The following is a 22975-nucleotide window of genomic DNA, read 5'->3' on the forward strand; positions in this document are numbered from 1 at the left end:
CGCATCGGACTGGTCGCGCCCCATTTGTTTCGCCTGTGGTGAGCCGCGCGCCGAACCGCGCGAATTCCGCCGAAAACCGGCCTGGATCGGGTAAAATAGCCGGCTACGCGCGCAGCGATGCGGTCGGCCTGCCGATCGCGCCCCGGCCCTCCGGGCAGGTTCCCCTTGCTGCGCCACCGGGCCCGCGCCCGCTCCTCGCTCATCACCCAAGGAATGCCCATGACAGGCTACGATCGTCAGTCGATCTCGGATACGACCGCCAAAATCCTGCTCGAAGTGCAGGCGGTGCACTTCAATGCCGAAAAACCGTTCATCTTCACGTCCGGCTGGGCAAGCCCCGTCTATATCGACTGCCGCAAGCTGATCTCGTATCCGCGCGTGCGCCGTGCGCTGATGGAAATGGCGGAAACGACGATCACGCGCGACATCGGCTTCGAGCAGATCGACGCGGTGGCGGGCGGCGAGACGGCCGGCATCCCGTTCGCGGCATGGATCGCGGACCGGATGATGGTGCCGATGCAGTACGTGCGCAAAAAGCCGAAGGGTTTCGGCCGCAATGCGCAGATCGAAGGCCATCTCGAGGAAGGCTCGCGCGTGCTGCTGGTGGAAGACCTGACGACCGACAGCCGCAGCAAGATCAACTTCGTCAACGCGCTGCGCACCGCGGGCGCGACGGTGAACCACTGCTTCGTGCTGTTCCACTACGACATCTTCAAGGAAAGCGTGTCGGTCCTGAAGGACATCGACGTCGACCTGCACGCGCTCGCCACGTGGTGGGACGTGCTGCGCGTCGCGAAGGCCTCGGGCTACTTCGAGACGAAGACGCTCGACGAAGTCGAGAAATTCCTGCACGCACCGGCCGAATGGTCGGCCGCGCACGGCGGCGCGACGGCCGCGAAGGAATGACGCCACGCCGGCATGCATGCCGGCGCACTGGCTGAACAAGCCGCCTGCTTCACCGCAGGCGGCTTTTTTTCGTCCGTTGCCATGCACCCTGACCGAGCGCAATCGCGGGCGGCGGTGGGCATCGCTCATCGAACCCTAATGCTAGACTTGATCCATCGCCGCCCTCAGCTGCGCGGGCAACACACAACGCCAACAATGCCGGGCGTCTCGGTCCGGCCCACGTGACGGGAGAAGCGCCATATGCGTGTGGATCGCCGGATCGCTCCGCCTGCGCCATCGGGTCGCCCGTCTCCGTTCCTCCTCCCTGCCCTCCTCTGCGCCGCCGTTTTCGCGGCAGTGCCCGCGCATGCGGAAGGCCCGTTCACCGTGACGAGCGACGACCTGACGCCCGGCGCCCGCGTGCGGGCCGCGAACGTGTTCGACCGCGGCGACTGCAAGGGCGCGAACCGCTCGCCGCAACTCGCATGGCACAACCCGCCGCCCGGCACGCGCGGCTACGCGGTCACGATCTTCGATCCCGACGCGCCCGGGCACGGCTGGTGGCACTGGGCCGTGGCCGGCATTCCGGCGACCGTCACGAGCCTGCCGGCCGACGCGAGCGCATCCGGCTTCCTGCGCCGCATCGGCGCGAGCGAGGCGCGCAACGACTACGGGATCGACGGTTACGGCGGTCCGTGCCCGCCGCCCGGCAAGCCGCATCGCTACGTGATCACCGTCTACGCGCTGAAAGGCACCGACCTGCGCGTGTCGCAGGGCCGCCCCGCGCCGATGTTCGAGCACGAGATCGGCACGCTCGCGATCGGCACCGCGCGACTCACGGTCACGTACGGGCAGTAGCCGCGCCGTGCCTCGCCCGGCGGCGGCGCCGCGATTGCCGGCCGCCGCGAATTTCAGTACGCCGCGCGCGCACGTTGTCTCGTCATTTCGGCTTGCTAGACTCGTCGTCACCGGTCGCGGCATGCCCCGCCGCGCGACCGTCGCGCCGCCTGCCGGCGACGCGTGACGCGGCGAGCCGCGGCGGCCCGCCGTTCCCGTCCCTTTCCGGAGAACGCTTCATGTCGAACATCGTCATCGTCTATCACAGCGGCTACGGTCACACGCAGAAACTGGCCGAGGCCGTGCATGCGGGCGCGCAGGACGCCGGCGCGAACGTGCGCCTGATCGCCGTCGGCGACCTCGACGACGCGGGCTGGGCCGCGCTCGACGCGGCCGACGCGATCGTCTTCGGCGCGCCGACCTACATGGGCGGCCCGTCGGCGCAGTTCAAGCAATTCGCCGATGCCACGTCGAAAGCGTGGTTCACGCAGAAGTGGAAGGACAAGATCGCCGCGGGCTTCACGAACTCGGCGACGATGAACGGCGACAAGTTCTCGACGATTCAATATTTCGTCACGCTGGCGATGCAGCATGGGATGGTGTGGGTCGGCACGAGCCTGATGCCGGCGAACTCGAAGGCGGCCACGCGCAACGACATCAACTATCTCGGCGGCTCCACGGGCCTGCTCGCGCAGTCGCCGGCCGATGCGACGCCCGACGAGGGCCCGCTGCCGGGCGACCTCGAAACCGGCAAGGCATTCGGCCGGCGCGTCGCCGAAGCGACCGCCCGCTGGGACGCCGGCGCCCGCTGAGCACGCCCTCCCCCGGCCGCGCGCGTATCGGCGCGGGCGTCAAAGGGACACGAAGACGGCCGCCGGCCGTCTTTTTTCGTCCCGCGCGGCACAGCGCCGCCGGATGACGTCTTAAAATGGCGGTTTCAGGGCGCCGCGGCTCCCGTTTCATCCAGTGAGAGCGAAATGAGCACCAAAGTTTTTGTCGACGGCCAGGAAGGCACGACCGGCCTCAAGATCTTCGAATACCTGTCGGCACGCAGCGACATCGAGATCCTGCGCATCGAGGAAGCGAAGCGCAAGGACGTCGACGAGCGCCGCCGCCTGATCAACGCGTCGGACGTCACGTTCCTGTGCCTGCCGGACGTCGCGTCGCGCGAATCCGCGTCGCTCGTCGAGAACCCGAACACCACGCTGATCGACGCGAGCACCGCGTTCCGCACGCATGCCGACTGGGCGTACGGCCTGCCGGAACTGACCCGCGCGCAGCGCGAGAAGATTCGCACGTCGAAGCGCATCGCGGTGCCCGGCTGCCATGCATCGGCGTTCGTGCTCGCGATGCGTCCGCTCGTCGACGCGGGCATCGTCGCGCCGACGTTCGCCGCGCACAGCTACTCGATCACCGGCTACAGCGGCGGCGGCAAGTCGATGATCGCCGAATACGAAAACGCCGCGCCGGGCGGCAAGCTCGCGAGCCCGCGCCCGTACGCGCTCGGCCTCGCGCACAAGCACCTGCCGGAAATGGCCGCGCACACGGGCCTCGCGAACGCACCGATCTTCACGCCGATCGTCGGCCCGTTCCTGAAGGGCCTCGCGGTGACGACCTACTTCACGCCCGAGCAGCTCGCGAAGCGCGCGACGCCGCAGGACGTGCAGCGCGTGTTCGCCGAGTACTACGCGGACGAGGCGTTCGTGCGCGTCGCACCGTTCGACGCGGACGCGAACCTCGACGGCGGCTTCTTCGACGTGCAGGCGAACAACGACACGAACCGCGTCGACCTGTTCGTGTTCGGCAACGCGGAGCGCTTCGTCACCGTCGCGCGCCTCGACAACCTCGGCAAGGGCGCGTCGGGCGCCGCGATCCAGTGCATGAACCTGAACATCGGCGCGGCCGAGGACGCAGGCCTCAAACGCTGATTCAGCCTCGCATGCCATGCAAAGCCGGCCACTGGCCGGCTTTTTATTTACCCGTATCAGGCAATATATAAAACTCCGGATCGCGCATTTACAAATATTTACAAGCTTTCCATTGCGCGATTATCAGCGAATTAATCCAACCCCTCCTTATCCAGTCAATCCCGAATAGGGATAAACCGGATACCCGTCAATTCAAACGCTGCCGTTATACGCGGGAAGGCGCCGCGAGAGCCTGCCGGGCGTCGCGCACGCCCCACTCCGGCAGCTTTCGACAGCCTGTCTCGCGTTTAAATTCTTACCAATTGCATTATCAGGAAAGGATTCAATTGGAAGATCCCGTTTCAATCGCCTTTTTTAGACGGGTTCATCAATTGACAGCAAAAACACAGGCAGCGACATTAGCTCGCACAATTAAACGATTGGAGACAGCGGCATGTCGCACACCTTATCGAAGGGGGTGGCAACGGCCTTTGCCATTGCCCCTTTCCTGGTTGCATGTGGCGGGGGGGACTCCGGCGGCGCGCTCGCGCCGATCGATGCGCCCCAATGTTCCGGCTCGAGCTGCGGCCCGCAAGGGCAGCCGCCTTCGCAGCCGATCAACGGCGCATTGTGCCCGGCCAACGCGGACATCGTGAAGAGCACGTATCTCGGCGGCGCCGGTAGCGGCGAGATCGTCAGCGTCAACATCGACGCGGTCGCGATGACCTACACGCTCAAGTGGCTCGAATCTCCGATTCCGCTGAAGACGGGCACCGTCACGCCGAGCCGCGTCGGCACGACCATCACCGGCAAGGTCGTTCATCCGCCGACCGGCACGCTGCCGACCGCCGAGCAGACGCGCTGCGCGTTCGTCCTCACGCCGGGCACGGGCCCCGCGCCGGACGGCTCGACGTATTCGACGGCCGCCGACTTCAACCAGGCGAACCCGCCGATGCTGCTGGTCGGCATGGGCGTGGCGGGCGGCGGCATTCCCGGCGCGACGATCCAGTACGACGGGCTGACGATCATCCCCGGCGTCGTGCAGAACGTCGGCCAGGTGCCGAACCGTCACTTCGACTTCTATCCGTTCCTCGGCTTCGCGAACACGACGACCGACCTCTCGAAGCTGCCGGGCACGTACAACGCGCTGCTCTACCACCTCGTGCCGTCGGGCAACTACGCGACCAAGGGCTCGAACTCGAGCGAGACGTTCGATGCGAACGGCGCGTGCACGTCGAGCGGGGCGGGCGGCTGCCAGACGACCGGCGATCCGTGGAAGGCAAGCGCGAACGGCGGCTACTTCGACAGCGCCAAGGCGCCACAGACACTGCCGCAGACGCAACTGCCGATCGTCGGCGCGACCGGCAAGTCGGCGACCGCGCACATGGTGATCGGCCAGCTCAACGGCGCGACGGTGCCGGTGATCGTGCGCACGGGCAACGTGAACCTCGGCACGCCGCCGCTGCACCTCGATGCGCAGGTCGACGACGAATCGGGCATCGCGGTGCTCGGCGCGGCGACGGCGATCACGTCGGGCGCGATCGACGGCGGCTACGCGGGCGCGGACTCGAACTTCAAGTACACGGCCGCGCTGATCCGCGGCGGCAATGCGTCGTTCATCAACCCGTCCACGCAGGCCGAGGAAGACGGCTTCACGCTCGACTACGGCCAGACGACGCCCGGCCTGCTGAACGCAAAGACCGCCCCGCCGAGCGGCGCGAGCTACCCGTCGGCATCGGGCGTGGTGATCGCGACGGGCGGGCTGTACGCGGCGTTGATCCAGGGCACGGTGAACGGCGGCGTCACGGCAACGTCGGCGAATTCGACGACGTCGTCGACCCCGTACTTCGGCGTGGGCGCGCAGATCAGCAAGTAGCGATCGAGGACGCGGCGGCCGGCCTGCCGCCGCGCGTTGCAGGGAAGGCACGAAGGCGCCCGGCACGGCGCGGGCAGGACGAGCACGACCAACAGAAGCGGCCGACAGGGAGCTGGCCGCCACACAAGACAAATCTGGAGGAGCAACATGAAGCGCAACCTCATTCTGGCGGCCGCTGCCGCCGCCCCCCTTCTTTCCGCTTGCGGCGGCGGCAGCGACAATCCGCCGCCGCTCGTCGAGGAGCGGCTTTGCCCCGCCACGCTCGACTACAACACCGTGTTCACGGGCGGCGCGGGCAGCGGCGAACTCGCGAAAGTCCAGCTCGACACGACCAAGATGACCTGGCAGGTCACCTATGTCGAATCGCCGGTGCCGCAAAAGACCGGCACCGTCGTGCCGACCCGCGCGGGCACGGTCGACAGCGGCACGCTCACGCAGGAAACGCTGCTGCCGACCAACAAGCTGAACCAGTGCGCATTCCGCCTGAACGGCGGGAGCCTCGATGCGTCGCGTCCGGCGCGCATCTTCGTCGGCTTCGGCGTCGCGGGCGGCACGATTCCCGGCAAGGAGATCCAGTTCGACGGCGTGCTCGGCCAGGCCGCGGTGCCCGACACGAAATTCCCGTACTACCCGTTCATCGGCTTCTCGTCGATCGAAACGGACATCACGAAGGTCGCGGGCACGTACAGCCACATCGGCTTCGGCGAAGTGCCGTCGCAGAAATTCGCGCCGGCGTCGATCGACGCGAAGGTGACGATCAACGCGGACGGCACGTGGACCAAGTGCGACACGACCGGCCAGTTCGCCGGCGGCGCGTGCACGCAGCAGGGCACGAATTTCGTGCAGTCGGCCGACGGCAGCGGCGCGTTCCAGTCGAACAACTACGCGAGCCAGATGAAGCCGACGCTGTCGGCCACGCCGCAGGGCAAGGGCTTCATGATCGTCGGCAAGCTGCGCAACCAGCTCGTGCCGATCCTCGTGCGCACGGGGGTCGCGAACCCGAACCCGACGCCGGACAGCAACGGCGTGCCGGGCCTGACCGCCGACGACGAATCGAGCATCTCGATCCTCGCGCCGCAGACGGCCGTCGCGGCCGGTTCGCAGAACGGCGAGTACATCGGCGTCGACAGCCAGTTCGATTACCGGACCACCGCGCTGATCGACAAGCAGGCCACGCTGCTCGATCCGTTCCAGCCGTCGCAGGCGTCGCTCACGCGAGTGCTCGACCTCGACTACACGCAGAAGGTGCCGGGCACGGTCACGACGATCCACACGGGTTCGGGCAGCACGTCGCCGACCGGCAAGTTCATCTTCTCGGGTGGCGTGTTCGGTTTCCTCGACAACGCAGGATCGACGCCGTATTTCACGATCGGCGCATTCGTACAGTAAGCGGAGGGGAAAGCCGTGATGAAGAAAACCCTTCTTTGCGCGGCGGCCGGCGCCGCCGCCGTGGCGCCGCTCGCCGCGCACGCGCAGAGCGCCGGCAGCAACGTCGTCACGCTGGGCTGGTTCCACATCATGCCGCAGCAGAGCAGCACGCCGATGACGACCAACGTCGCGCCGACGCCGATCAACACGCCGCTGCGGCTGCCGCCGTCGTTCACGTCGGCAGGCACCGGGCTGCACACGAGCGGCGCCGACACGGTCGGCCTGACGGTCAGCCACTTCCTGACCGACCACATCGCGGTCACGTCGGTGGCCGGCGTGCCGCCGGTGTTCAAGGTGTCGGGCCAGGGCACGATCAAGCCGCCGGGCCCGGCGGGCGCGCTCGGCACGCAGAACATCGGGCTCGGGTCGGTCAACCCGATCGTGAAGAGCGTGCGGCAGTGGAGCCCGGCGGTGATCCTGCAGTACTACTTCGGGCAGGCGACCGCGAAATTCCGGCCGTTCCTCGGCCTTGGCGTGTCGTACAACTGGTTCAGCGCCCTGCAGCTCAACACGAACTTCATCAAGCAGACGCAGGACAACCTCGGCGCGATCCTCGCGGCGGGCGCGGGCAAGCCGGGGACGACCTCGGTGGAGGCGAAGGCGTCGTCGTCGTGGCAGCCGGTGTTCAACGCGGGCCTGCAGTACAACCTGACGGAACACTTCGGGCTGGTGGCGTCGGTGACCTACATCCCGCTGAAGACGACGTCGACGGTGACGATCAAGGCAGCCGACGGCTCGGTGCTCGCCGAGTCGAAATCGGATCTGAAGGCGGACCCGATCATCAGCTACGTCGGGATGACGTACAAGTTCTGAGCGCGGCGACTGCCGGCGCGAATGGATGGCCGCGACACAATCGCAGGCAAAAAAAAAGCCCGCCTAAGTGGCGGGCTGAATCCATATCAGAGGAGACATGGAGGAGACAGGTGTCACTATAGCGAATCGGTTTCCGCAATGCAACATTTCCGTAGAGAAAATAAGGATTTTCCCTCGAATGCGGCCTCTAGTTCGCCGTGACGGCGCCTGACCCCTTTTCGTTCTCCCGTTCGAGCACCTCGCCCAATGCGTCGCGCAGCAGCGCGACAGGCCGCGTGAGACGGCCCGGCAACGTGCCGTGCACGATCCACACGTTGATCCGCGTTTCCAGCCCCGCCGTTTCCACCACCCTCAGCGCGTCGCGATGCGCGCTGCGCGCCAGCGCGTTCGGCGCGGCGATGCCGATGCCGGCGCCGCGCGCGACGAGCGACAACTGCAGCTCCGAGCCGAATGCCTCGACCGCGACGTCGAACGGCAGCCCGGCCGCGCCGAGCGCGCGGCTCAGCGCCGAGCGCATCCCGCAGCCGTCCTGGCTCAGCACCCACGGAAAACCCGACAGCGTGTCGAGCGACAGCGGGCCGTCCGGCAGCGGGAAATCGCGCGCGGCGACGAGCACCGTCGGCTGCGTGGCGAGCTGCGTCGCCGTCAACGCGTCGGGCAGCGCCGCGCTCGCCGGCACCATCACGGTCGCGACGTCGAGCGCGCCGCGCTCGATGCCCTGCACCAGCGCGGGCGACCAGCCGGCCGTCACGCGCAGCGTGAGGCGCGGGAACGCCTCGCGCAGCCGGTCGATCGGCCGCTCGAGCGCGAGCTCGGACAGGAACGGCGGCACGCCGATGCGCAACTCGCCGGACGGCTCGCCGTCCGGCGCGCCCGCCGCCATCAGCTCGTCGACCGCGCCGAGCACGTTGCGCGCGAGCGCGTAGACGTCGCGCCCGGCGGCGGTCGGCTTCAGCGGCTTGCTCTGCCGTTCGAGCAGCGGCACGCCGAGCAGCGTCTCGAGGTTCTGCACGCGCCGCGTCAGGCCGGGCTGCGTCAGATGGAGTTTCGCGGCCGCGGCCACCATCGACCCGCTGTCGACGACCGCGACGAAGGCCTGGAGATCACGCGTATTCAAAACAAACTCGCATAATCATGTTAGACATATTTCAATTGTCGCATAAACATCGGGCGCCTAGGATGGGAATTCCTTCGTTCCACCACCCAGCCTCCCGATGAACTGCCCTGCCAACCGCTGCCCTGCCCCCGTTTCCCCGTCCGTCGTCGCGCCGCCCGCGCTGAGCACCGGCATGACGCTGTTCTTCGCCGCGACGGTCGGCGTGATCGTGATGAACCTGTTCGCCGCGCAACCGCTGACCGGCCCGATCAGCGCGGACCTGCACCTGCCGCCCGGCCTCGCCGGCCTCGTCGCGATGCTGCCTCAGCTCGGCTACGCGGCCGGGCTCGCGTTGCTCGTGCCGCTGGTCGACCTGCTCGAGAACCGCCGTCTGATCGTCGCGACGCTCGCCGTCTGCGCGGCGGCGCTCGCGCTGCCCGCCTTCACGCGCTCGGGCACCGTGTTCCTGCTCGCGACGCTCGCGGCCGGCGCCGCGTCGAGCGTGATCCAGATGCTGGTGCCGATGGCCGCGTCGATGTCGCCCGAAGCGCAGCGCGGCCGCGCGGTCGGCAACGTGATGAGCGGGCTGATGCTCGGAATCCTGCTGTCGCGGCCGCTCGCGAGCCTGATCGCGGGCTCGGCCGGCTGGCGCGCGTTCTATCTGCTGGCCGCGCTCGCGAACGCGGCGATCGCCGTCGTGCTCGCGCTGCGCCTGCCGGCGCGCACGCCGTCGATCACGGCCAGCTACCGCGCGTTGCTCGCGTCGATGGGACGCCTGCTCGCCGACGAGCCGGTGCTGCGCCGGCATGCGCTGTCGGCCGCGCTCGCGATGGCCGCGTTCAGCGCATTCTGGACCGCCGTCGGGCTGCGGCTCGCGCAACCGCCGTTCGCGCTCGACCTGCACGGCATTGCGCTGTTCGCGTTCGCCGGCGCCAGCGGCGCGATCGTCACGCCGCTCGCCGGCCGCGCGGGCGACCGCGGCCACGGCGCGGCCGCGCAGCGGCTCGCGCACGGCACGATGCTCGCGGCCCTGACCGTGCTCGGGATCGCCGGCGCGGGCTGGTTCGGCTTCGATATGTACGCGCATCGCAGCCTCGCGCTCGCGCTGCTGGCCGGCGGCGCGGCGCTGCTCGACGCAGGCGTGATCGTCGACCAGACGATCGGCCGCCGCGCGATCAACCTGCTGAACCCGGCCGCGCGCGGACGCCTGAACGGGCTGTTCGTCGGGGTGTTCTTCATCGGCGGCGCGCTCGGCGCGGCGCTTGCGGGCAGCGCATGGGCATGGGGTGGCTGGAGCGCGGTGTGCGGCGTCGGGTTCGCGTTCGCCGGCGCGGCGGCCGGGTTCGGGCTGGCGGCCGGGCGCGCGGCGTTCGATCGCCCGCGTGCATAAGCGGGCAGCGGTGAAGCGGCGCTCGAAAGCCGAACGCCCCGCCCTCTCGCGAGGGACGGGGCGTTCGGTACGCCGGCGCCGGCCGGGAATCAGTGACGGACCAGCGCCATCATCGCGCCGAAGCCGACGAACAGCCCGCCCGTCAGCCGGTTGAACACCTTCGCGACGCTCTGGCTCTTCAGCGTGGCGCCGATGCGCGTGCCGAACGCCGCGTAGACGAGATACCAGCTCACCTCGATCACCGCGAACGTGACGACGAGGATGCCGAATTGCGGCAGCGTCGGCTCGGCCGCGTTGATGAACTGCGGCAGCAGCGCGGCCGCGAACAGGATCGCCTTCGGGTTGCTGCCCGCGACCAGGAAGCCGTTGCGGAACAGCGCCGCGCGCGATGCCGATGCCTGTTGCGACACCGCATCGACGTCGGCCGCCGGCGCGTCGTCCACGCGTGCGCGCCACGCCTTCACGCCGAGATAGATCAGGTAGGCCGCACCCGCGAAGCGCAACGCATTGAACATCGCCGGCCATGCTTCGAGCACCGCGCCGAGCCCGGCCGCGGAGACCGCGAGCATCAGCACCAGCGCGCTCAGGCAGCCGGCCATCGTCGCGGACGAACGCCGCAGCCCGTGCCGCGCGCCGTGCGTCATCACGAGCAGCATGTTCGGGCCCGGAATCGCCGACACGACGAACACCGTCGCCACGAAAAGCCACCACGTATGCAAGTTCATGCCTGCCTCTGCCTGAAATGGACGGAAAACGAACTGCCGATTATGCCGTGCATACGACGCTTGTGTCGCGTGTCAGCGGCCGGCGCGGCGCAGCGCGGCTTCGCCGAGCACCGCGAAATCCTGGTCGCCGCCGCCGTGCGCGAGCGCGTCGAGCAGGCTGTCGCGCACGACGCTCGCGACCGGCAGCGGCACCGACGTCGCGTCGCCGGCCTCCAGCGCGAGCCGGACGTCCTTCAGCCCGAGCCGCGCCTTGAAGCGCGCGGGCTCGTAGCGCCGCTCGGCGATCATCGCGCCGTAGCCTTCGTAGACGGGCCCCGGAAACACGCTGCTGGTGATCACGTCGAGGAAATCGCGCATCGCGACGCCGTGCGCGCCCAGCAGCGCGGATGCCTCGCCGAGCGTCTCGATCGCCGACGCGAGCGTGAAGTTCGCGGCGATCTTCGCGACGTTCGCGTGCTGCGGCAGCGAACCGAACCGCCAGGTCTTCTGGCCGATCGCGTCGAACAGCGGCTGCACGCGGTCGATCGCCTCGGCCGGGCCGCCGGCCATGATCGTGAGGCGCGCGGCGGCCGCGACGTCGGGCCGCCCCATCACCGGCGCGGCGACATAGTCGATGCCGCGCGAAGCATGCGCGTGCGCGAGCGACTCGGCGAGCGCGACCGATACGGTCGCCATGTTCACGTGGATCAGCCCGCGCGGCGCCTGGGCCAGCAGCGCGTCGTCGAACACCGCGCGCGCGGCCGCATCGTCGCCGAGCATCGAGAACACGGCGTCGCCGCGGAACGCGTCGGCCGGCGTGTCGACGATCCGCGCGCCGAACGCCGCGAGCGGCTCGGCCCGCTCGCGCGAGCGGTTCCAGACCCGCACCGTGTGGCCCGCCTTCAGCAGGTTCGTCGCGATCGCCTGCCCCATTTCGCCCAGCCCGATAAACCCGAGATCCATCACCCGCTCCTTCGCTCCGTGAAGCCGCGAGTTAAACACAGATGCCGACGGTCTGCAGCGCCTGCCGCCTGCCGCCTGCCGGCCGGCGCGGTGCGATACTGCACGAATGGCGACCGCGACCTTCCGCTTTCACGGCGAACTGAACGCCTTTCTCGCGCGCCCGCGGCGCGATCGGGCGTTCGCCCACGCGTGCGCGCGCGATGCGACGGTGAAGCACGCGATCGAGGCGCTCGGCGTCCCGCATACCGAAATCGGCCGGCTGTGCGTGAACGACGCGCCGGCCGCGCTCGACCGCCCGCTCGACGACGGCGACCGCGTCGACGTCTTTCCCGAGCGCGCGCGCCCGGCGGCCAACGGTGCCACCGGACTGCCGCCGGCGTCATGGCGCTTCGTCGCCGACGCGCATCTCGGCGGCCTCGCGCAACTGCTGCGCCTCGCCGGCTTCGACACCTGCTACGACAACCACTACCGCGACGACGAACTCGCGGCGCTGGCCGAGCGCGAGCACCGGATCGTGCTGACCCGCGACCGCGAGCTGCTCAAGCGGCGCGCGGTCGTGCGCGGCTGCTATCTCCATGCGCGGCAGCCGGCCGACCAGTTGCGCGAACTGTTCGAGCGGCTCGATCTCGCCCCGCACATGCGGCCGTTCCGGCTGTGCCTGCGCTGCAACGCGCCGCTGCATCCGCTCGACGCGGCCGCCGCCGCGCCGCGCGTGCCGGCGGGCGTCCGGCAGCGGCAGCGGCGCTTCGTCGCGTGCGACGTGTGCCGGCGCGTGTTCTGGGAAGGCTCGCACTGGCGGCGCATGCGCACGGTGGTCGACGCGATGCGCGCGCCGCCGCCCGTTCGGCTCGACGAACCGCGCGAATCCGACGAACCCGGCGAATCCGGCGCCTGAAAAACAAAACCCCGCATGCCGGAGCATGCGGGGCTGGCCGACCGATGGCCGGCAACGCCGGCCGTGGCGGCGAACCGCTTAGTTCTGCGTGCCTGCGTCGTTCGTGCCGGCGGCCGATGCGGCTGCAGCCTTCGCCTGGCCCTTCTTCGAACCGTGGTGCTTCAGCTGGTGCTTCGGCTTGCTGTGATCCTTCTTGGCCGGTGCCGATGCGGCAGCCGGCGTGTCGGCTGCCGGCGCGGACGCCTGTGCGAATGCCGAAACCGATGCGAGCGCGAATGCCGCGGCGATGATCGAAGCGAGCGTCTTCTTCATTGTTTTTCCTTTAGCGGAGAAAAAATCAAACGTACCGGTAATTAAAGATGCGAGGCATTCGCACCGGAGCCCCAGGCCGCGAGGCCGGCTTTCGCCGTTCCGTCGCGACGAAACCTGACGCACTGGTTCCATAACGCACCGCGTTCGCGGCAAGTTGACACGTTGCCTGCATCCTCGGGTTTTCCCGGGGGCCGCCGCGTCGCCCGGTACCGGCAAGCCGGGCAAGCCGCCGTCGCAACGCGCCGCAAACCGGCTCGCGCGGCGCCCGGGCGACGCTTATACTGGCGTCCATCCGTCCCTTTCCCCGGAAACCGGATCGCGGCCGGTCGCACGACCGCCGCCGTCTCGAGGCGCTCAAATTGCCCGATCACAATCTGGACAAACTGAAAATCGACCGGCGTCCGCTCGCACCGGCGCCGCGCCGGCGCCGGTGGGCGCGCTATGCGTTCGCCGCCGCGCTCGTCGTCGTCGCGATCGTCGCCGGCCTCGCGCTCACCGGCCGGCCGAGCGTCGACACCACGTCCGTCACGTCCGCCTACCCGTACCAGAATGACACGCAGCTCAATGCGACCGGCTACGTCGTGCCGCAGCGCAAGGCCGCGGTCGCGTCGAAGGGCCAGGGGCGCGTCGAGTGGCTCGGCGTGCTCGAAGGCACGCGCGTGAAGCAGAACGAGATCATCGCGCGCCTCGAAAGCAGCGACGTGCAGGCGTCGCTCGGGCAGGCCCGCGCGCAGGTGCAGGTCTCCCGCGCGAACCTCGGCGTCGCGCAGGCCGAGCTCAAGGATGCGGAGATCGCGTTGCGCCGCACGGCCGCACTCGCGCCGCGCGGGGCCGTGCCGGCCGCGCAGCTCGACACCGACACGGCCCGCGTGAACAAGGCGCGCGCGACGCTCGCCAGCGACCAGGCCGCGATCGCGTCGGCCGAAGCGAACGCGCAGGCCGCGCAGGTGGCGGTCGACCAGACGGTGATCCGCGCGCCGTTCGACGGCATCGTGCTCGCCAAGCACGCGAACGTCGGCGACAACATCACGCCGTTCTCGTCCGCGTCGGACAGCAAGGGCGCGGTCGTGACGATCGCCGACATGGAAACGCTCGAAGTCGAGGCCGACGTCGCCGAATCGAACATCGCGAAGATCCGCGCAGAGCAGCCGTGCGAGATCCAGCTCGACGCGCTGCCCGACATGCGCTTCGCGGGGCGCGTGTCGCGCATCGTGCCGACCGTCGACCGCTCGAAGGCCACCGTGCTCGTGAAGGTGCGCTTCGTCGACCGCGACGAGCGCGTGCTGCCCGACATGAGCGCGAAGATCGCGTTCCTGTCGAAGCCCGCGTCGCCGCAGGACCGGCAGCCGGTGACGGCCGTGCAGGCGAGCGCGGTGGTCGAGCGCGACGGCCGGCCGGTCGTGTTCGTCGTGAAGGACGACGCCGTGCATGCGGTGGCCGTGACGAAGGGCGCGCGGATCGGCGAGCTCGTCGCGGTGCGCGGCGTGAAACCCGGCGACACGGTCGTGCTCGCCCCGGGCGCGAAGCTGAAGGACGGCGCGAACGTGACCGTCGCGAAGAAGTAGCGCGCGTGAACGACGCCCAACCGCCCCTCGTCGAGCTCAGTCACGTCGCGAAGTCGTACCGGCGCGGCAACCAGATCGTGCCCGTGCTGACCGACATCACGCTCGACATCGGCGAAGGCGACTTCGTCGCGCTGATGGGGCCGTCGGGCTCCGGCAAGAGCACGCTGCTGAACCTCGTGGCCGGCATCGACCGGCCCGACAGCGGCGAGCTGCGCGTCGGCGGACTCGACATCTCGCAACTCGCCGAGGCGCAACTGGCCGAATGGCGCGCGGCGAACGTCGGCTTCATCTTCCAGTTCTACAACCTGATGCCCGTGCTCACCGCGTTCGAGAACGTCGAGCTGCCGCTGATGCTCACGCACCTGTCGCGCCGCGAGCGGCGCGAGCGCGTCGAGCTCGTGCTCGACATGGTGAATCTCGGCGATCGCACGAGCCATTACCCGTCCGAGCTGTCGGGCGGCCAGCAGCAGCGCGTCGCGATCGCGCGCGCATTGATCACCGATCCGGTGCTGATCGTCGCCGACGAGCCGACCGGCGACCTCGACCGCGCGTCGGCCACCGACGTGCTCGCGATGCTGCAGCGGATGAACGCCGAGCTCGGCAAGACGATCATCATGGTGACGCACGACGCGCATGCGGCCGGCGCCGCGCGCTCGCTCGTCCGCCTGGAAAAGGGGGAGCTGATCGATGGGCACGCCGGCTGAGCGGCGACGGGAGCGCGCGCCGTGTATGTGCTGAAGCTGATCGCGCGCAATGCGCTGCGGCACCGGCTGCGCACGCTGCTGACCGTGCTCGGGCTCACGATCGCCGTGCTCGCGTTCGGGCTGCTGCACACCGTCGTCGACGCGTGGTACGCGGGCGCGGCGGCCGCGTCCAGCGGACGGCTCGTCACGCGCAACGCGATCTCGCTGGTGTTTCCGCTGCCGGTGAGCTACGAGAACCGGATCCGCGGCGTCGACGGCGTGACGGCCGTGGTCCGCTCGAACTGGTTCGGCGGCATCTATCGCGATCCGAAGAACTTCTTCGCGAGCTTCGCGGTGTCGGAGAACTACCTCGACCTGTATCCGGAATTCATCCTGCCGGCGCAGCAGCGCGCCGACTACGACCGCGACCGCCGCGGTTGCCTGGTCGGCCGGCAGCTCGCGACGCAGTTCGGCTTCAAGGTCGGCGACGTGATCCCGCTGAAGGGCACGATCTATCCGGGCACGTGGGATTTCGTCGTGCGCGGGATTCTCGACGGCCGCGACGATTCGACGATCACGCGCCAACTGGTGTTCCACTGGGATTACCTGAACGAGACGGTGCGCAAGCGCACGCCGAAGCAGGCCGACCAGGTCGGCGTGTTCGTGCTCGGCGTCGCGAACCCCGACGACGGCGCCGCGATCGCGCGCAACGTCGACGCGGTGTTCAAGAACTCGCTCGCCGAGACACTCACCGAGACCGAGCAGGCGTTCCAGCTCGGCTTCGTCGCGATGTCGAACCAGATCATCGCGGCGATCCGCCTGGTGTCGTACGTGGTGATCCTGATCATCATGGCGGTGATGGCCAACGCGATGGCGATGAGCGCGCGCGAGCGCACGGCCGAATACGCGACGCTGAAGGCGCTCGGCTTCGGCCCCGGGTTTCTCGCGCTGATCGTATTCGGCGAATCGGTCGTGATCGCGGTGGTCGGCGGCGCGCTCGGGATCCTCGCGACGCCGCCCGCCGCGAGCCTGTTCAAGCAGGCGGCAGGCGGCATCTTTCCGGTGTTCAAGGTATCGACCGGGACGGTCGTGCTGCAGGCCGCGTGCTCGGTCGCGGTCGGCCTCGCGGCCGCGCTCGTGCCGGCGTGGCAGGCCGCGCGCGTGCGCGTGGTCGAAGGCCTGCGGGCGATCGGATAGCGACGCACATGGCGATCCCGCTCACCTACATCGCGCGCAACCTGTGGACCCGGCGGCTGACCACCGCGCTCACCGCGGGCGGGATGGCGCTCGTGATCTTCGTGTTCGCGACGGTGCAGATGCTCGATGCGGGTCTCACGAAAACGCTCGTGTCGACCGGCGAACCCGACAACGCGGTGGTGATCCGCAAGGGCGCCGAGACCGAGATCCAGAGTTCGATCGACCATCAGCAGGCCAACGCGCTCGAAATGCACCCGGCCGTCGCGCTCGGCCCCGACGGCCGGCCGCTCGTGTCGAAGGAAGCCGTCGTGCTGATCTCGCTCGTGAAGACGTCGAGCGGCAAGCCGTCGAACGTCGTGATCCGCGGCGTGTCGCCGGCCGGCCTCGCGCTGCGTCCGCACGTGAAGCTCGCGGCCGGCCGGACCTTCGCGCCCGGCTCGTCGGAGATCGTCGTCGGCAGCGCGATCGCGAAAGGCTTCAGCGGCACACAGCTCGGCGACCGCCTGCATTTCGCGCAACGCGACTGGACCATCGTCGGCGTGTTCGACGCGGGCGGCAGCGGCTTCGATTCGGAGATCTGGGGCGACGTCGACCAGTTGATGCAGTCGTTCCGGCGCACCAGCTATTCGTCGATGGTGCTGCGCATTCCGAGCGCGGACGGCTTCGCGCGCTTCAAGGCCGACATCGACGTCGACCCGCGCCTGACCGACGAGGCCAAGCGCGAGCAGACCTTCTACGGCGACCAGTCGAAGGCGCTGTCGACGTTCATCAACATCCTCGGCATCACGCTGTCGACGATCTTCTCGATCGCCGCGATGATCGGCGCGATGATCACGATGTATGCGTCGGTCGCGAACCGCGTGGCCGAGATCGGCACGCTGCGCGCGCTCGGCTTCAAGCGCACCAACGTGCTCGCGGCGTTCCTGCTGGAGGCGCTGCTGCTCGGCTTCGTCGGCGGCGTCGCGGGGCTCGCGTGCGCGTCGCTGATGCAGTTCGCGTCGTTCTCGACGACCAACTTCCAGACCTTCTCGGACCTGTCGTTCCGCTTCGTGCTGACGCCCGCGATCGTCGTGAAGACGCTCGGGTTCTCGCTCGTGATGGGGCTCGTCGGCGGGTTCCTGCCGGCGATGCGCGCGGCGCGGCTGAAGATCGTCGACGCGCTGCGCGCGCAGTGACGCGCGCCGCCGCTCACGTTCAACGTTCGCGCGGCACCCACGCGCCGTGGAACCCGGCCGGCACGCGGCGCGGCAGATGCACGGCCGCGACCGGCCCCGCGTCGATCGCGCGCGCATCGAGGATCACGACGTCGCTCGTATCCGTCGCCGCGCGGTAGACCATCACCAGCAGCCAGCCGTCGTCCTCGTCGGCGCCGCCCGGGCGCGGCACGAACACCGGCTCGCCGTTCTGGTCGCCGGCCGGCACCGCATAGTGCATCGTCGTGCCGCGCGCGTGGTCGAAGCGCATCACGCCGCGCATTTCCGCGTTGTTCGGCTGCTCGGCCGCGTATAGATAGCGGTAGCCGCGCCCGGTGCGGGTTTCGTTGATGCGCGGCAGCTCGATGCCGCCGTCGGCGAGCGGCCCTTCGTCGACCAGCCCGTTCGCCGTATCGATCACATAGCGCCACAGCTCGCCGACCGGGTTGTCGGCGAAGCGGCCCGTGCGCGCGTCGAGCCGCAGGAACGACGGATAGCGCACCGCGTCGAGCACGATGCACGATGCGTCGCAGTCGTACGCGTTGACGACGTGCTGGATGAAACACGGCTCGACGTCGAACCAGCGCACGTCGCCGCCGTGGCGCGGCAGCACGCCGATGCGCGCGGGCCGGTCGTCGTGCCAGCGCAGCGGCATCCGGTGGCCCTGCTTCAGCAGCGAGAAGTCGTAGCCGACGTTCAGGTCGAGCAGCAGGCTGCGGGTTTCGGTGATCGCGAGGTCGTGCATCATCGACGGCGCGCCCAGCTCGATCTCGAGATCGACGCGCTTCACGCCCGTCGCGTCGATCACGCCGTAGCGCAGCCAGGGCGCACGCCAGTCCGCGCGGAACAGGATCAGCTCGTCCGTTGCCGGGTCGACCTTCGGATGCGCGGTCATCGCGCCGTCGAAGCCCGCGTGCCGCGCCGGCATGCCGAGCGAATCGAGCGCGGCGGTGATCGCGAGCGGCGCGCCGCCCTCGGCCAGCGCGAGCAATTCGCCCGCATGCTGCAGCACGTTCACGTTCGGATTGGTGTCGGGCAGATGCGGCGCCTGCGCGGGCGCGTGCACGGCGGCCCAGCGCCGCGTGCGCGCCCAGCGGTTCCGGTAGCCGGCCGCGCGGCCGTCGTCGAACGCGATCGCGTGCAGCATCGCGGCCTCCGGCCACCACGACAGCAGGTCGTTGCCTTCGAAGCGGCCGCCCGGCGGGTTCGGGCCGTTGCGCAGCAACGTGCCGTCGAGTTCGCGCGGAAGGGTGCCCGTCACGCGCAGGTCGAAGAAGTCGACTTCGTCGGCAATCGGCGCGATCGCGCCGCGGTTCAGGTCGAATACAGTCATCGCGTCGGCGCTCCGTCAGCAGTCTTCGGCGGCCGGCGGCAGATCGCCGCGCGCCAGCGCGAGCGCATGGTCGCGCACGTCGTCCGGCCAGCCGGCGATCAGTTCGGCCAGCTGCGCCGGGTCGTTCGCATACAGCGCGCGCGCGGCTTCCTCGAAACCGGGCAGGTCGCCCGCCATCGCCGACATGAAGTGGTACGCGCGCGCCTGCGCGTCGCGGCGCCGGTCGGCCGCCGCATGCGTGCGCCGCGCGTCCTCGACGAGCTTGCGCAGCGCCACCGACGCGCCGCCCGGCTGCGCGCCGAGCCATTCCCAGTGACGCGGCAGCAGCGTGACCTCGCGCGACACCACGCCGAGCTTCGGCCGGCCGCGGCCGCGCTGTTCGCCGGCGCCCGCGCCCGCCGGCTCGCCGGCGCCGCCGGACGCTCCAGATGCGCCGCCCGACGGCACCGCATAGCGCGCGCGGACGTCGTCCGCGGTGCCGCGCAGGTCGAGGTCGATCGAGCGGCCCGTCGCGTCGTCGAAGATCAGGATCGTGCCGGACGTCGCGTCGCCGGCCGCCTGCCGGGCAGCGAGCGCGACCGTCGCGAGCGTGCCCGACGCGAGCCGCCGGTGGCCGTCGAAGGCCGTGTACGAAGGAAGGAGCGTGGAAGCGGTCATCGTGGTCGCCCGCAGGCTGAAATCGGAATGACGCTATTTTTATCCGGGTATTAATCGGATGTCAATATTATCCGGGTAAAAACATCGCCCTCATCGAGTTCCCATCCTGCGGGGTCGACCGCGGGGAACCTCTCCCGATCGATTCAAATGCTGAATCGATCAAGTCAGCAATTGGCATGAAAACGCAAGTTTCGACATGACAGAATGGCCCGGACGCCCTCGCATCGGCGTCCGGTGCCCGGCCTCCCGTCGGCGGCATCCACCCACATCACGCGCGCACCGACGCGCCTGCCGCACGACGGCACCTTCCGCCCTTCGGAGGAGACAAGTCATGAATCCGCTTCACGCGCTGCCGACGTCCGCGTCGGCAACGGCCCGGCGCACCCGCGTGCGCTGGCTGGTGCTCGCCGTCCTGTTCGCGGTCACGACGATCAACTACGCGGATCGCGCGGCCATCGCGATCGCGGGCCCGAGCCTCGCCCGCGCGCTGCACCTGAGCCACGTGCAGATGGGCTTCATCTTTTCCGCGTTCGGCTGGTCGTACGTGGTCGCGCAACTGCCGGGCGGCTGGCTGCTCGACCGCTACGGATCGCGCATCGTCTACGCATTCAGCATCTTCTTCTGGTCGCTGTTCACGCTGCTGCAGGGCGGCATCGGCTTCTTCGGCGGCGCGGCCGCGTTCGCGCTGCTGTTCGGGCTGCGGTTCCTGGTCGGCGCGGCCGAGGCGCCGTCGTTCCCCGCCAACAGCCGGATCGTGTCCGCGTGGTTCCCGGCCGCCGAACGTGGCACCGCGTCGGCGATCTTCAACGCCGCGCAGTACGCGGCGACCGTCGTGTTCGCGCCGCTGATGGGCTGGCTCGTGCACGCGTTCGGCTGGCAGGCGGTGTTCGCGGTGATGGGCGTGCTCGGCTTCGCGTTCGTGCTGGTGTGGAACCGCACGATGTACGACCCGAAGGCCCACCCGAGCATCAACCGCGCGGAACTCGACTACCTCGCCGAAGGCGGTGCGCTCGTCAACATCGACCAGGCGACGGGCGGGCGCGACGGCGGCCCGTCGATGCGCCACGTGAAGGCGCTGTTGCGCAACCGGATGCTGGTCGGCGTGTACGTCGCGCAGTACTGCATCAACGCGCTCACCTACTTCTTCATCACGTGGTTTCCCGTCTATCTGGTGCAGGCGCGCGGGATGTCGATCCTCAACGCGGGGCTCGTCGCGTCGATTCCCGCCGTGTGCGGCTTCCTCGGCGGGATTCTCGGCGGCGTCGTGTCCGATGCGCTGCTCAGGCAGGGCCGCTCGCTGTCGGTCGCGCGCAAGGTGCCGATCGTGATCGGCATGCTGCTGTCGATGTCGATGATCGTCTGCAACTACACCGATTCGCACGTGCTCGTCGTGCTGTTCATGGCGCTGTCGTTCTTCGGCAAGGGGCTCGGCGCGCTCGGCTGGGCCGTCAACGCCGACACCGCGCCGCGCCAGATCGCCGGGCTGAGCGGCGCGCTGCTCAACACCTGCGGCAACCTTTCCAGCATCACGACGCCGATCGCGATCGGCTATATCGTCGACCGCAGCGGCTCGTTCAACGGCGCGCTCGTCTATGTCGTCGCGCACGCGCTCGTCGCCGTGATCTGCTACCTGTTCGTCGTCGGCGAGATCCGCCGCGTCGAGCTTCAATGAACGGCGCGGGCCGCGCCGGCGCGTCCGTCGGCCCGCGCGCCACCGGAACCAGGAGCGAACCGATGTCCGAAACCAGCCGTGCCGGCACCCCGCGCGTCACGCGCATGCAGGTGATTCCCGTCGCCGGCCGCGACAGCATGCTGCTCAACCTGTGCGGCGCGCACGCGCCGTACTTCACGCGCAACCTCGTGATCCTCGACGACAGCAGCGGGCATACGGGCGTCGGCGAAGTGCCGGGCGGCGAAGGCATCCGCCACGCGCTCGAGCGCATGACGGATCGCGTGGTCGGGCAGCCGATCGGGCGCTACCAGGCGACGCTCAACGCGGTGCGCGCGGCGCTGTCCGGCGCCGGTCCCGGCGCTGGCCGCACGATCCGCCACGAAGTGACGTCGGCCGGCGAGGCGGCCGTGCTGCGCCAGCCGCACGAGATCAACCTGCGGCTCGACAACGTGATCACCGCGATCGAGGCCGCGCTGCTCGACCTGCTCGGCCAGTATCTCGACGTGCCGGTCGCGGCGCTGCTCGGCGAAGGCCAGCAGCGCGACGCGGTGCCGATGCTCGCGTACCTGTTCTACATCGGCGACCGGCGCCGCACCGATCTGCCGTATCGCGACGAGGCGCACGCTTCGGATGGCTGGTTCCGGCTGCGCAACGAAGCGGCACTCACGCCGGCCGCGATCGCGCGGCAGGCCGAAGCGGCGGTCGAGCGCTACGGTTTCGCCGATTTCAAGCTGAAGGGCGGCGTGATGGCCGGCGCGGACGAGATCGAAGCGATCGCGGCGATCAAGGCGCGCTTTCCCGACGCGCGCACGACGCTCGATCCGAACGGCGCGTGGTCGCTCGACGAAGCCGTCGCGCTGTGCCGCGGGCAAGGCCGCCTGCTCGCGTACGCGGAAGATCCGTGCGGGCCGGAAGGCGGCTATTCGGGCCGCGAGGTGATGGCAGAATTCCGCCGCGCGACGGGGATCCCTACCGCGACCAACATGATCGCGACCGACTGGCGGCAGATGGATCACGCGGTGCGGCTGCAGGCGGTCGACATCCCGCTCGCCGATCCGCATTTCTGGACGATGCAGGGCTCCGTTCGGCTCGCGCAGCTGTGCCGCGACTGGGGGCTCACGTGGGGCTCGCACTCGAACAACCACTTCGACGTGTCGCTCGCGATGTTCACGCATGCGGCGGCGGCCGCGCCTGGCACGATCACCGCGATCGACACGCACTGGATCTGGCAGGAAGGCGACGCGCGGCTCACGCGCGAGCCGCTCGCGATCGTCGGCGGCAAGGTGGCCGTGCCGGAGCGGCCGGGGCTCGGCATCGAGCTGGACATGGCACAGGTCGAGGCCGCGCATGCGCTGTACCGGCAGGTGGGCGGCACCGCGCGCGACGATGCGGTGGCGATGCGCTATCTGGTGCCGGGGTGGACTTACGATCCGAAGCGACCGAGTTTCGGGCGGGCGTGACGGGGCGGTGTGCTGACGGGGGGCGGTTGCCAAATACGGAAAACGGCCGCATCCTGCCGGCTGCCTGGATCGGCCCGTGCGGCGGACGGTCGGGCGCTCCTCGTCCATT

Annotated in this window: 21 protein-coding genes; 15 read left to right on the top strand and 6 right to left on the bottom strand. The window is 69.4% G+C overall.

The genetic code is table 11. The features are described 5' to 3' along the window. Nucleotides 1-219 precede the first annotated feature (219 nt). The 7 genes from WS64_RS10160 (at nucleotide 220) to WS64_RS10190 (ending at nucleotide 7746) form a co-directional block, all read left to right on the top strand. Nucleotides 220-906 (top strand): orotate phosphoribosyltransferase, encoded by a 687-nt coding sequence (locus WS64_RS10160; RefSeq protein ID WP_059578215.1) that lies wholly within the window; start codon nucleotides 220-222, stop codon nucleotides 904-906. A 240-nt stretch (nucleotides 907-1146) separates the two neighbouring features. Next, nucleotides 1147-1743, top strand: coding sequence for a YbhB/YbcL family Raf kinase inhibitor-like protein (locus WS64_RS10165; protein WP_060966384.1), 597 nt, complete (start codon nucleotides 1147-1149; stop codon nucleotides 1741-1743). Between the two features lie 218 nt (nucleotides 1744-1961). Beyond that, nucleotides 1962-2534 (top strand): flavodoxin family protein, encoded by a 573-nt coding sequence (locus WS64_RS10170; RefSeq protein ID WP_011546661.1) that lies wholly within the window; start codon nucleotides 1962-1964, stop codon nucleotides 2532-2534. 165 nt (nucleotides 2535-2699) lie between these two features. Next, a complete protein-coding gene (gene argC, locus WS64_RS10175) occupies nucleotides 2700-3650 on the top strand; it encodes an N-acetyl-gamma-glutamyl-phosphate reductase (RefSeq protein WP_059578210.1) in 951 nt (316 codons plus the stop codon). A 433-nt stretch (nucleotides 3651-4083) separates the two neighbouring features. After that, the gene (locus WS64_RS10180) at nucleotides 4084-5505 is read left to right on the top strand and encodes a DUF2957 domain-containing protein (protein ID WP_059578207.1); all 1422 of its coding nucleotides are present in this window, start codon (nucleotides 4084-4086) and stop codon (nucleotides 5503-5505) included. 147 nt (nucleotides 5506-5652) lie between these two features. Then, the gene (locus WS64_RS10185) at nucleotides 5653-6894 is read left to right on the top strand and encodes a DUF2957 domain-containing protein (RefSeq protein WP_059578205.1); all 1242 of its coding nucleotides are present in this window, start codon (nucleotides 5653-5655) and stop codon (nucleotides 6892-6894) included. Between the two features lie 18 nt (nucleotides 6895-6912). Continuing rightward, a complete protein-coding gene (locus WS64_RS10190) occupies nucleotides 6913-7746 on the top strand; it encodes an OmpW/AlkL family protein (protein ID WP_060966385.1) in 834 nt (277 codons plus the stop codon). A gap of 187 nt (nucleotides 7747-7933) precedes the next feature. On the opposite strand, the gene WS64_RS10195 is transcribed toward WS64_RS10190, so the two are convergent. Then, nucleotides 7934-8863, bottom strand: coding sequence for a LysR family transcriptional regulator (locus tag WS64_RS10195; RefSeq protein ID WP_059643700.1), 930 nt, complete (start codon nucleotides 8861-8863; stop codon nucleotides 7934-7936). Between the two features lie 97 nt (nucleotides 8864-8960). Between WS64_RS10195 and WS64_RS10200 the strand changes: the two genes are divergently transcribed. Beyond that, complete coding sequence (locus WS64_RS10200) at nucleotides 8961-10232, top strand: MFS transporter (RefSeq protein WP_060966386.1); 1272 nt, start codon at nucleotides 8961-8963, stop codon at nucleotides 10230-10232. An 89-nt stretch (nucleotides 10233-10321) separates the two neighbouring features. On the opposite strand, the gene WS64_RS10205 is transcribed toward WS64_RS10200, so the two are convergent. Next, nucleotides 10322-10957, bottom strand: coding sequence for a LysE family translocator (locus WS64_RS10205; RefSeq protein WP_059643694.1), 636 nt, complete (start codon nucleotides 10955-10957; stop codon nucleotides 10322-10324). Between the two features lie 72 nt (nucleotides 10958-11029). Next, the gene (locus WS64_RS10210; protein WP_059578192.1) at nucleotides 11030-11899 is read right to left on the bottom strand and encodes an NAD(P)-dependent oxidoreductase; all 870 of its coding nucleotides are present in this window, start codon (nucleotides 11897-11899) and stop codon (nucleotides 11030-11032) included. A 106-nt stretch (nucleotides 11900-12005) separates the two neighbouring features. On the opposite strand from WS64_RS10210, the gene WS64_RS10215 reads away from it, so the two are divergent. Then, complete coding sequence (locus WS64_RS10215) at nucleotides 12006-12794, top strand: Mut7-C RNAse domain-containing protein (RefSeq protein ID WP_060966387.1); 789 nt, start codon at nucleotides 12006-12008, stop codon at nucleotides 12792-12794. A 78-nt stretch (nucleotides 12795-12872) separates the two neighbouring features. Here the strand turns inward: WS64_RS10215 and WS64_RS10220 are convergent, their stop codons facing one another. Then, nucleotides 12873-13106, bottom strand: a complete 234-nt coding sequence (locus WS64_RS10220; protein ID WP_023477920.1) for a hypothetical protein — start codon at nucleotides 13104-13106, stop codon at nucleotides 12873-12875. A 359-nt stretch (nucleotides 13107-13465) separates the two neighbouring features. Between WS64_RS10220 and WS64_RS10225 the strand changes: the two genes are divergently transcribed. From WS64_RS10225 to WS64_RS10240, 4 genes are read left to right on the top strand one after another with little or no spacing between them, the layout of a single operon-like run. After that, nucleotides 13466-14671: an efflux RND transporter periplasmic adaptor subunit gene (locus WS64_RS10225; protein ID WP_059643687.1), complete on the top strand. Its 1206-nt coding sequence runs from the start codon at nucleotides 13466-13468 to the stop codon at nucleotides 14669-14671. 5 nt (nucleotides 14672-14676) lie between these two features. Continuing rightward, nucleotides 14677-15375, top strand: a complete 699-nt coding sequence (locus tag WS64_RS10230; protein ID WP_060966388.1) for an ABC transporter ATP-binding protein — start codon at nucleotides 14677-14679, stop codon at nucleotides 15373-15375. Between the two features lie 21 nt (nucleotides 15376-15396). Then, nucleotides 15397-16551 carry an ABC transporter permease gene (locus WS64_RS10235; RefSeq protein WP_060008773.1) on the top strand — a complete coding sequence of 385 codons (1155 nt, stop codon included), beginning with the start codon at nucleotides 15397-15399 and terminating at the stop codon, nucleotides 16549-16551. An 8-nt stretch (nucleotides 16552-16559) separates the two neighbouring features. After that, entirely contained in the window at nucleotides 16560-17726 is a 1167-nt protein-coding gene (locus WS64_RS10240) for an ABC transporter permease (RefSeq protein WP_059643682.1), read from the top strand. 19 nt (nucleotides 17727-17745) lie between these two features. Here the strand turns inward: WS64_RS10240 and WS64_RS10245 are convergent, their stop codons facing one another. Together WS64_RS10245 and WS64_RS10250 are read right to left on the bottom strand one after the other, a co-directional pair. Next, the gene (locus WS64_RS10245; protein ID WP_060966389.1) at nucleotides 17746-19077 is read right to left on the bottom strand and encodes a carotenoid oxygenase family protein; all 1332 of its coding nucleotides are present in this window, start codon (nucleotides 19075-19077) and stop codon (nucleotides 17746-17748) included. Between the two features lie 15 nt (nucleotides 19078-19092). After that, entirely contained in the window at nucleotides 19093-19734 is a 642-nt protein-coding gene (locus WS64_RS10250) for a DUF2239 family protein (RefSeq protein ID WP_060966390.1), read from the bottom strand. Between the two features lie 331 nt (nucleotides 19735-20065). Between WS64_RS10250 and WS64_RS10255 the strand changes: the two genes are divergently transcribed. Beyond that, the gene (locus WS64_RS10255; RefSeq protein ID WP_060966391.1) at nucleotides 20066-21406 is read left to right on the top strand and encodes an MFS transporter; all 1341 of its coding nucleotides are present in this window, start codon (nucleotides 20066-20068) and stop codon (nucleotides 21404-21406) included. 62 nt (nucleotides 21407-21468) lie between these two features. Beyond that, nucleotides 21469-22866 (top strand): enolase C-terminal domain-like protein, encoded by a 1398-nt coding sequence (locus WS64_RS10260; RefSeq protein WP_060966938.1) that lies wholly within the window; start codon nucleotides 21469-21471, stop codon nucleotides 22864-22866. Nucleotides 22867-22975 lie beyond the last annotated feature (109 nt).

Source organism: Burkholderia anthina (assembly GCF_001547525.1).
In the GTDB taxonomy this organism is placed as follows: Bacteria; Pseudomonadota; Gammaproteobacteria; order Burkholderiales; family Burkholderiaceae; genus Burkholderia; species Burkholderia semiarida.

Excerpts from the sequence above, each read along its gene's own strand:
- WS64_RS10165 (WP_060966384.1), top strand. The coding sequence starts at position 1,147 with ATGCGTGTGGATCGCCGGATCGCTCCGCCTGCGCCATCGGGTCGCCCG.
- argC (WP_059578210.1), top strand. The coding sequence starts at position 2,700 with ATGAGCACCAAAGTTTTTGTCGACGGCCAGGAAGGCACGACCGGCCTC.
- WS64_RS10260 (WP_060966938.1), top strand. The coding sequence starts at position 21,469 with ATGTCCGAAACCAGCCGTGCCGGCACCCCGCGCGTCACGCGCATGCAG.
- WS64_RS10190 (WP_060966385.1), top strand. The coding sequence starts at position 6,913 with ATGAAGAAAACCCTTCTTTGCGCGGCGGCCGGCGCCGCCGCCGTGGCG.
- WS64_RS10200 (WP_060966386.1), top strand. The coding sequence starts at position 8,961 with ATGAACTGCCCTGCCAACCGCTGCCCTGCCCCCGTTTCCCCGTCCGTC.
- WS64_RS10240 (WP_059643682.1), top strand. The coding sequence starts at position 16,560 with ATGGCGATCCCGCTCACCTACATCGCGCGCAACCTGTGGACCCGGCGG.
- WS64_RS10160 (WP_059578215.1), top strand. The coding sequence starts at position 220 with ATGACAGGCTACGATCGTCAGTCGATCTCGGATACGACCGCCAAAATC.
- WS64_RS10205 (WP_059643694.1), bottom strand. The coding sequence starts at position 10,957 with ATGAACTTGCATACGTGGTGGCTTTTCGTGGCGACGGTGTTCGTCGTG.
- WS64_RS10250 (WP_060966390.1), bottom strand. The coding sequence starts at position 19,734 with ATGACCGCTTCCACGCTCCTTCCTTCGTACACGGCCTTCGACGGCCAC.
- WS64_RS10170 (WP_011546661.1), top strand. The coding sequence starts at position 1,962 with ATGTCGAACATCGTCATCGTCTATCACAGCGGCTACGGTCACACGCAG.
- WS64_RS10220 (WP_023477920.1), bottom strand. The coding sequence starts at position 13,106 with ATGAAGAAGACGCTCGCTTCGATCATCGCCGCGGCATTCGCGCTCGCA.
- WS64_RS10180 (WP_059578207.1), top strand. The coding sequence starts at position 4,084 with ATGTCGCACACCTTATCGAAGGGGGTGGCAACGGCCTTTGCCATTGCC.
- WS64_RS10185 (WP_059578205.1), top strand. The coding sequence starts at position 5,653 with ATGAAGCGCAACCTCATTCTGGCGGCCGCTGCCGCCGCCCCCCTTCTT.
- WS64_RS10215 (WP_060966387.1), top strand. The coding sequence starts at position 12,006 with ATGGCGACCGCGACCTTCCGCTTTCACGGCGAACTGAACGCCTTTCTC.
- WS64_RS10245 (WP_060966389.1), bottom strand. The coding sequence starts at position 19,077 with ATGACTGTATTCGACCTGAACCGCGGCGCGATCGCGCCGATTGCCGAC.
- WS64_RS10210 (WP_059578192.1), bottom strand. The coding sequence starts at position 11,899 with ATGGATCTCGGGTTTATCGGGCTGGGCGAAATGGGGCAGGCGATCGCG.
- WS64_RS10255 (WP_060966391.1), top strand. The coding sequence starts at position 20,066 with ATGAATCCGCTTCACGCGCTGCCGACGTCCGCGTCGGCAACGGCCCGG.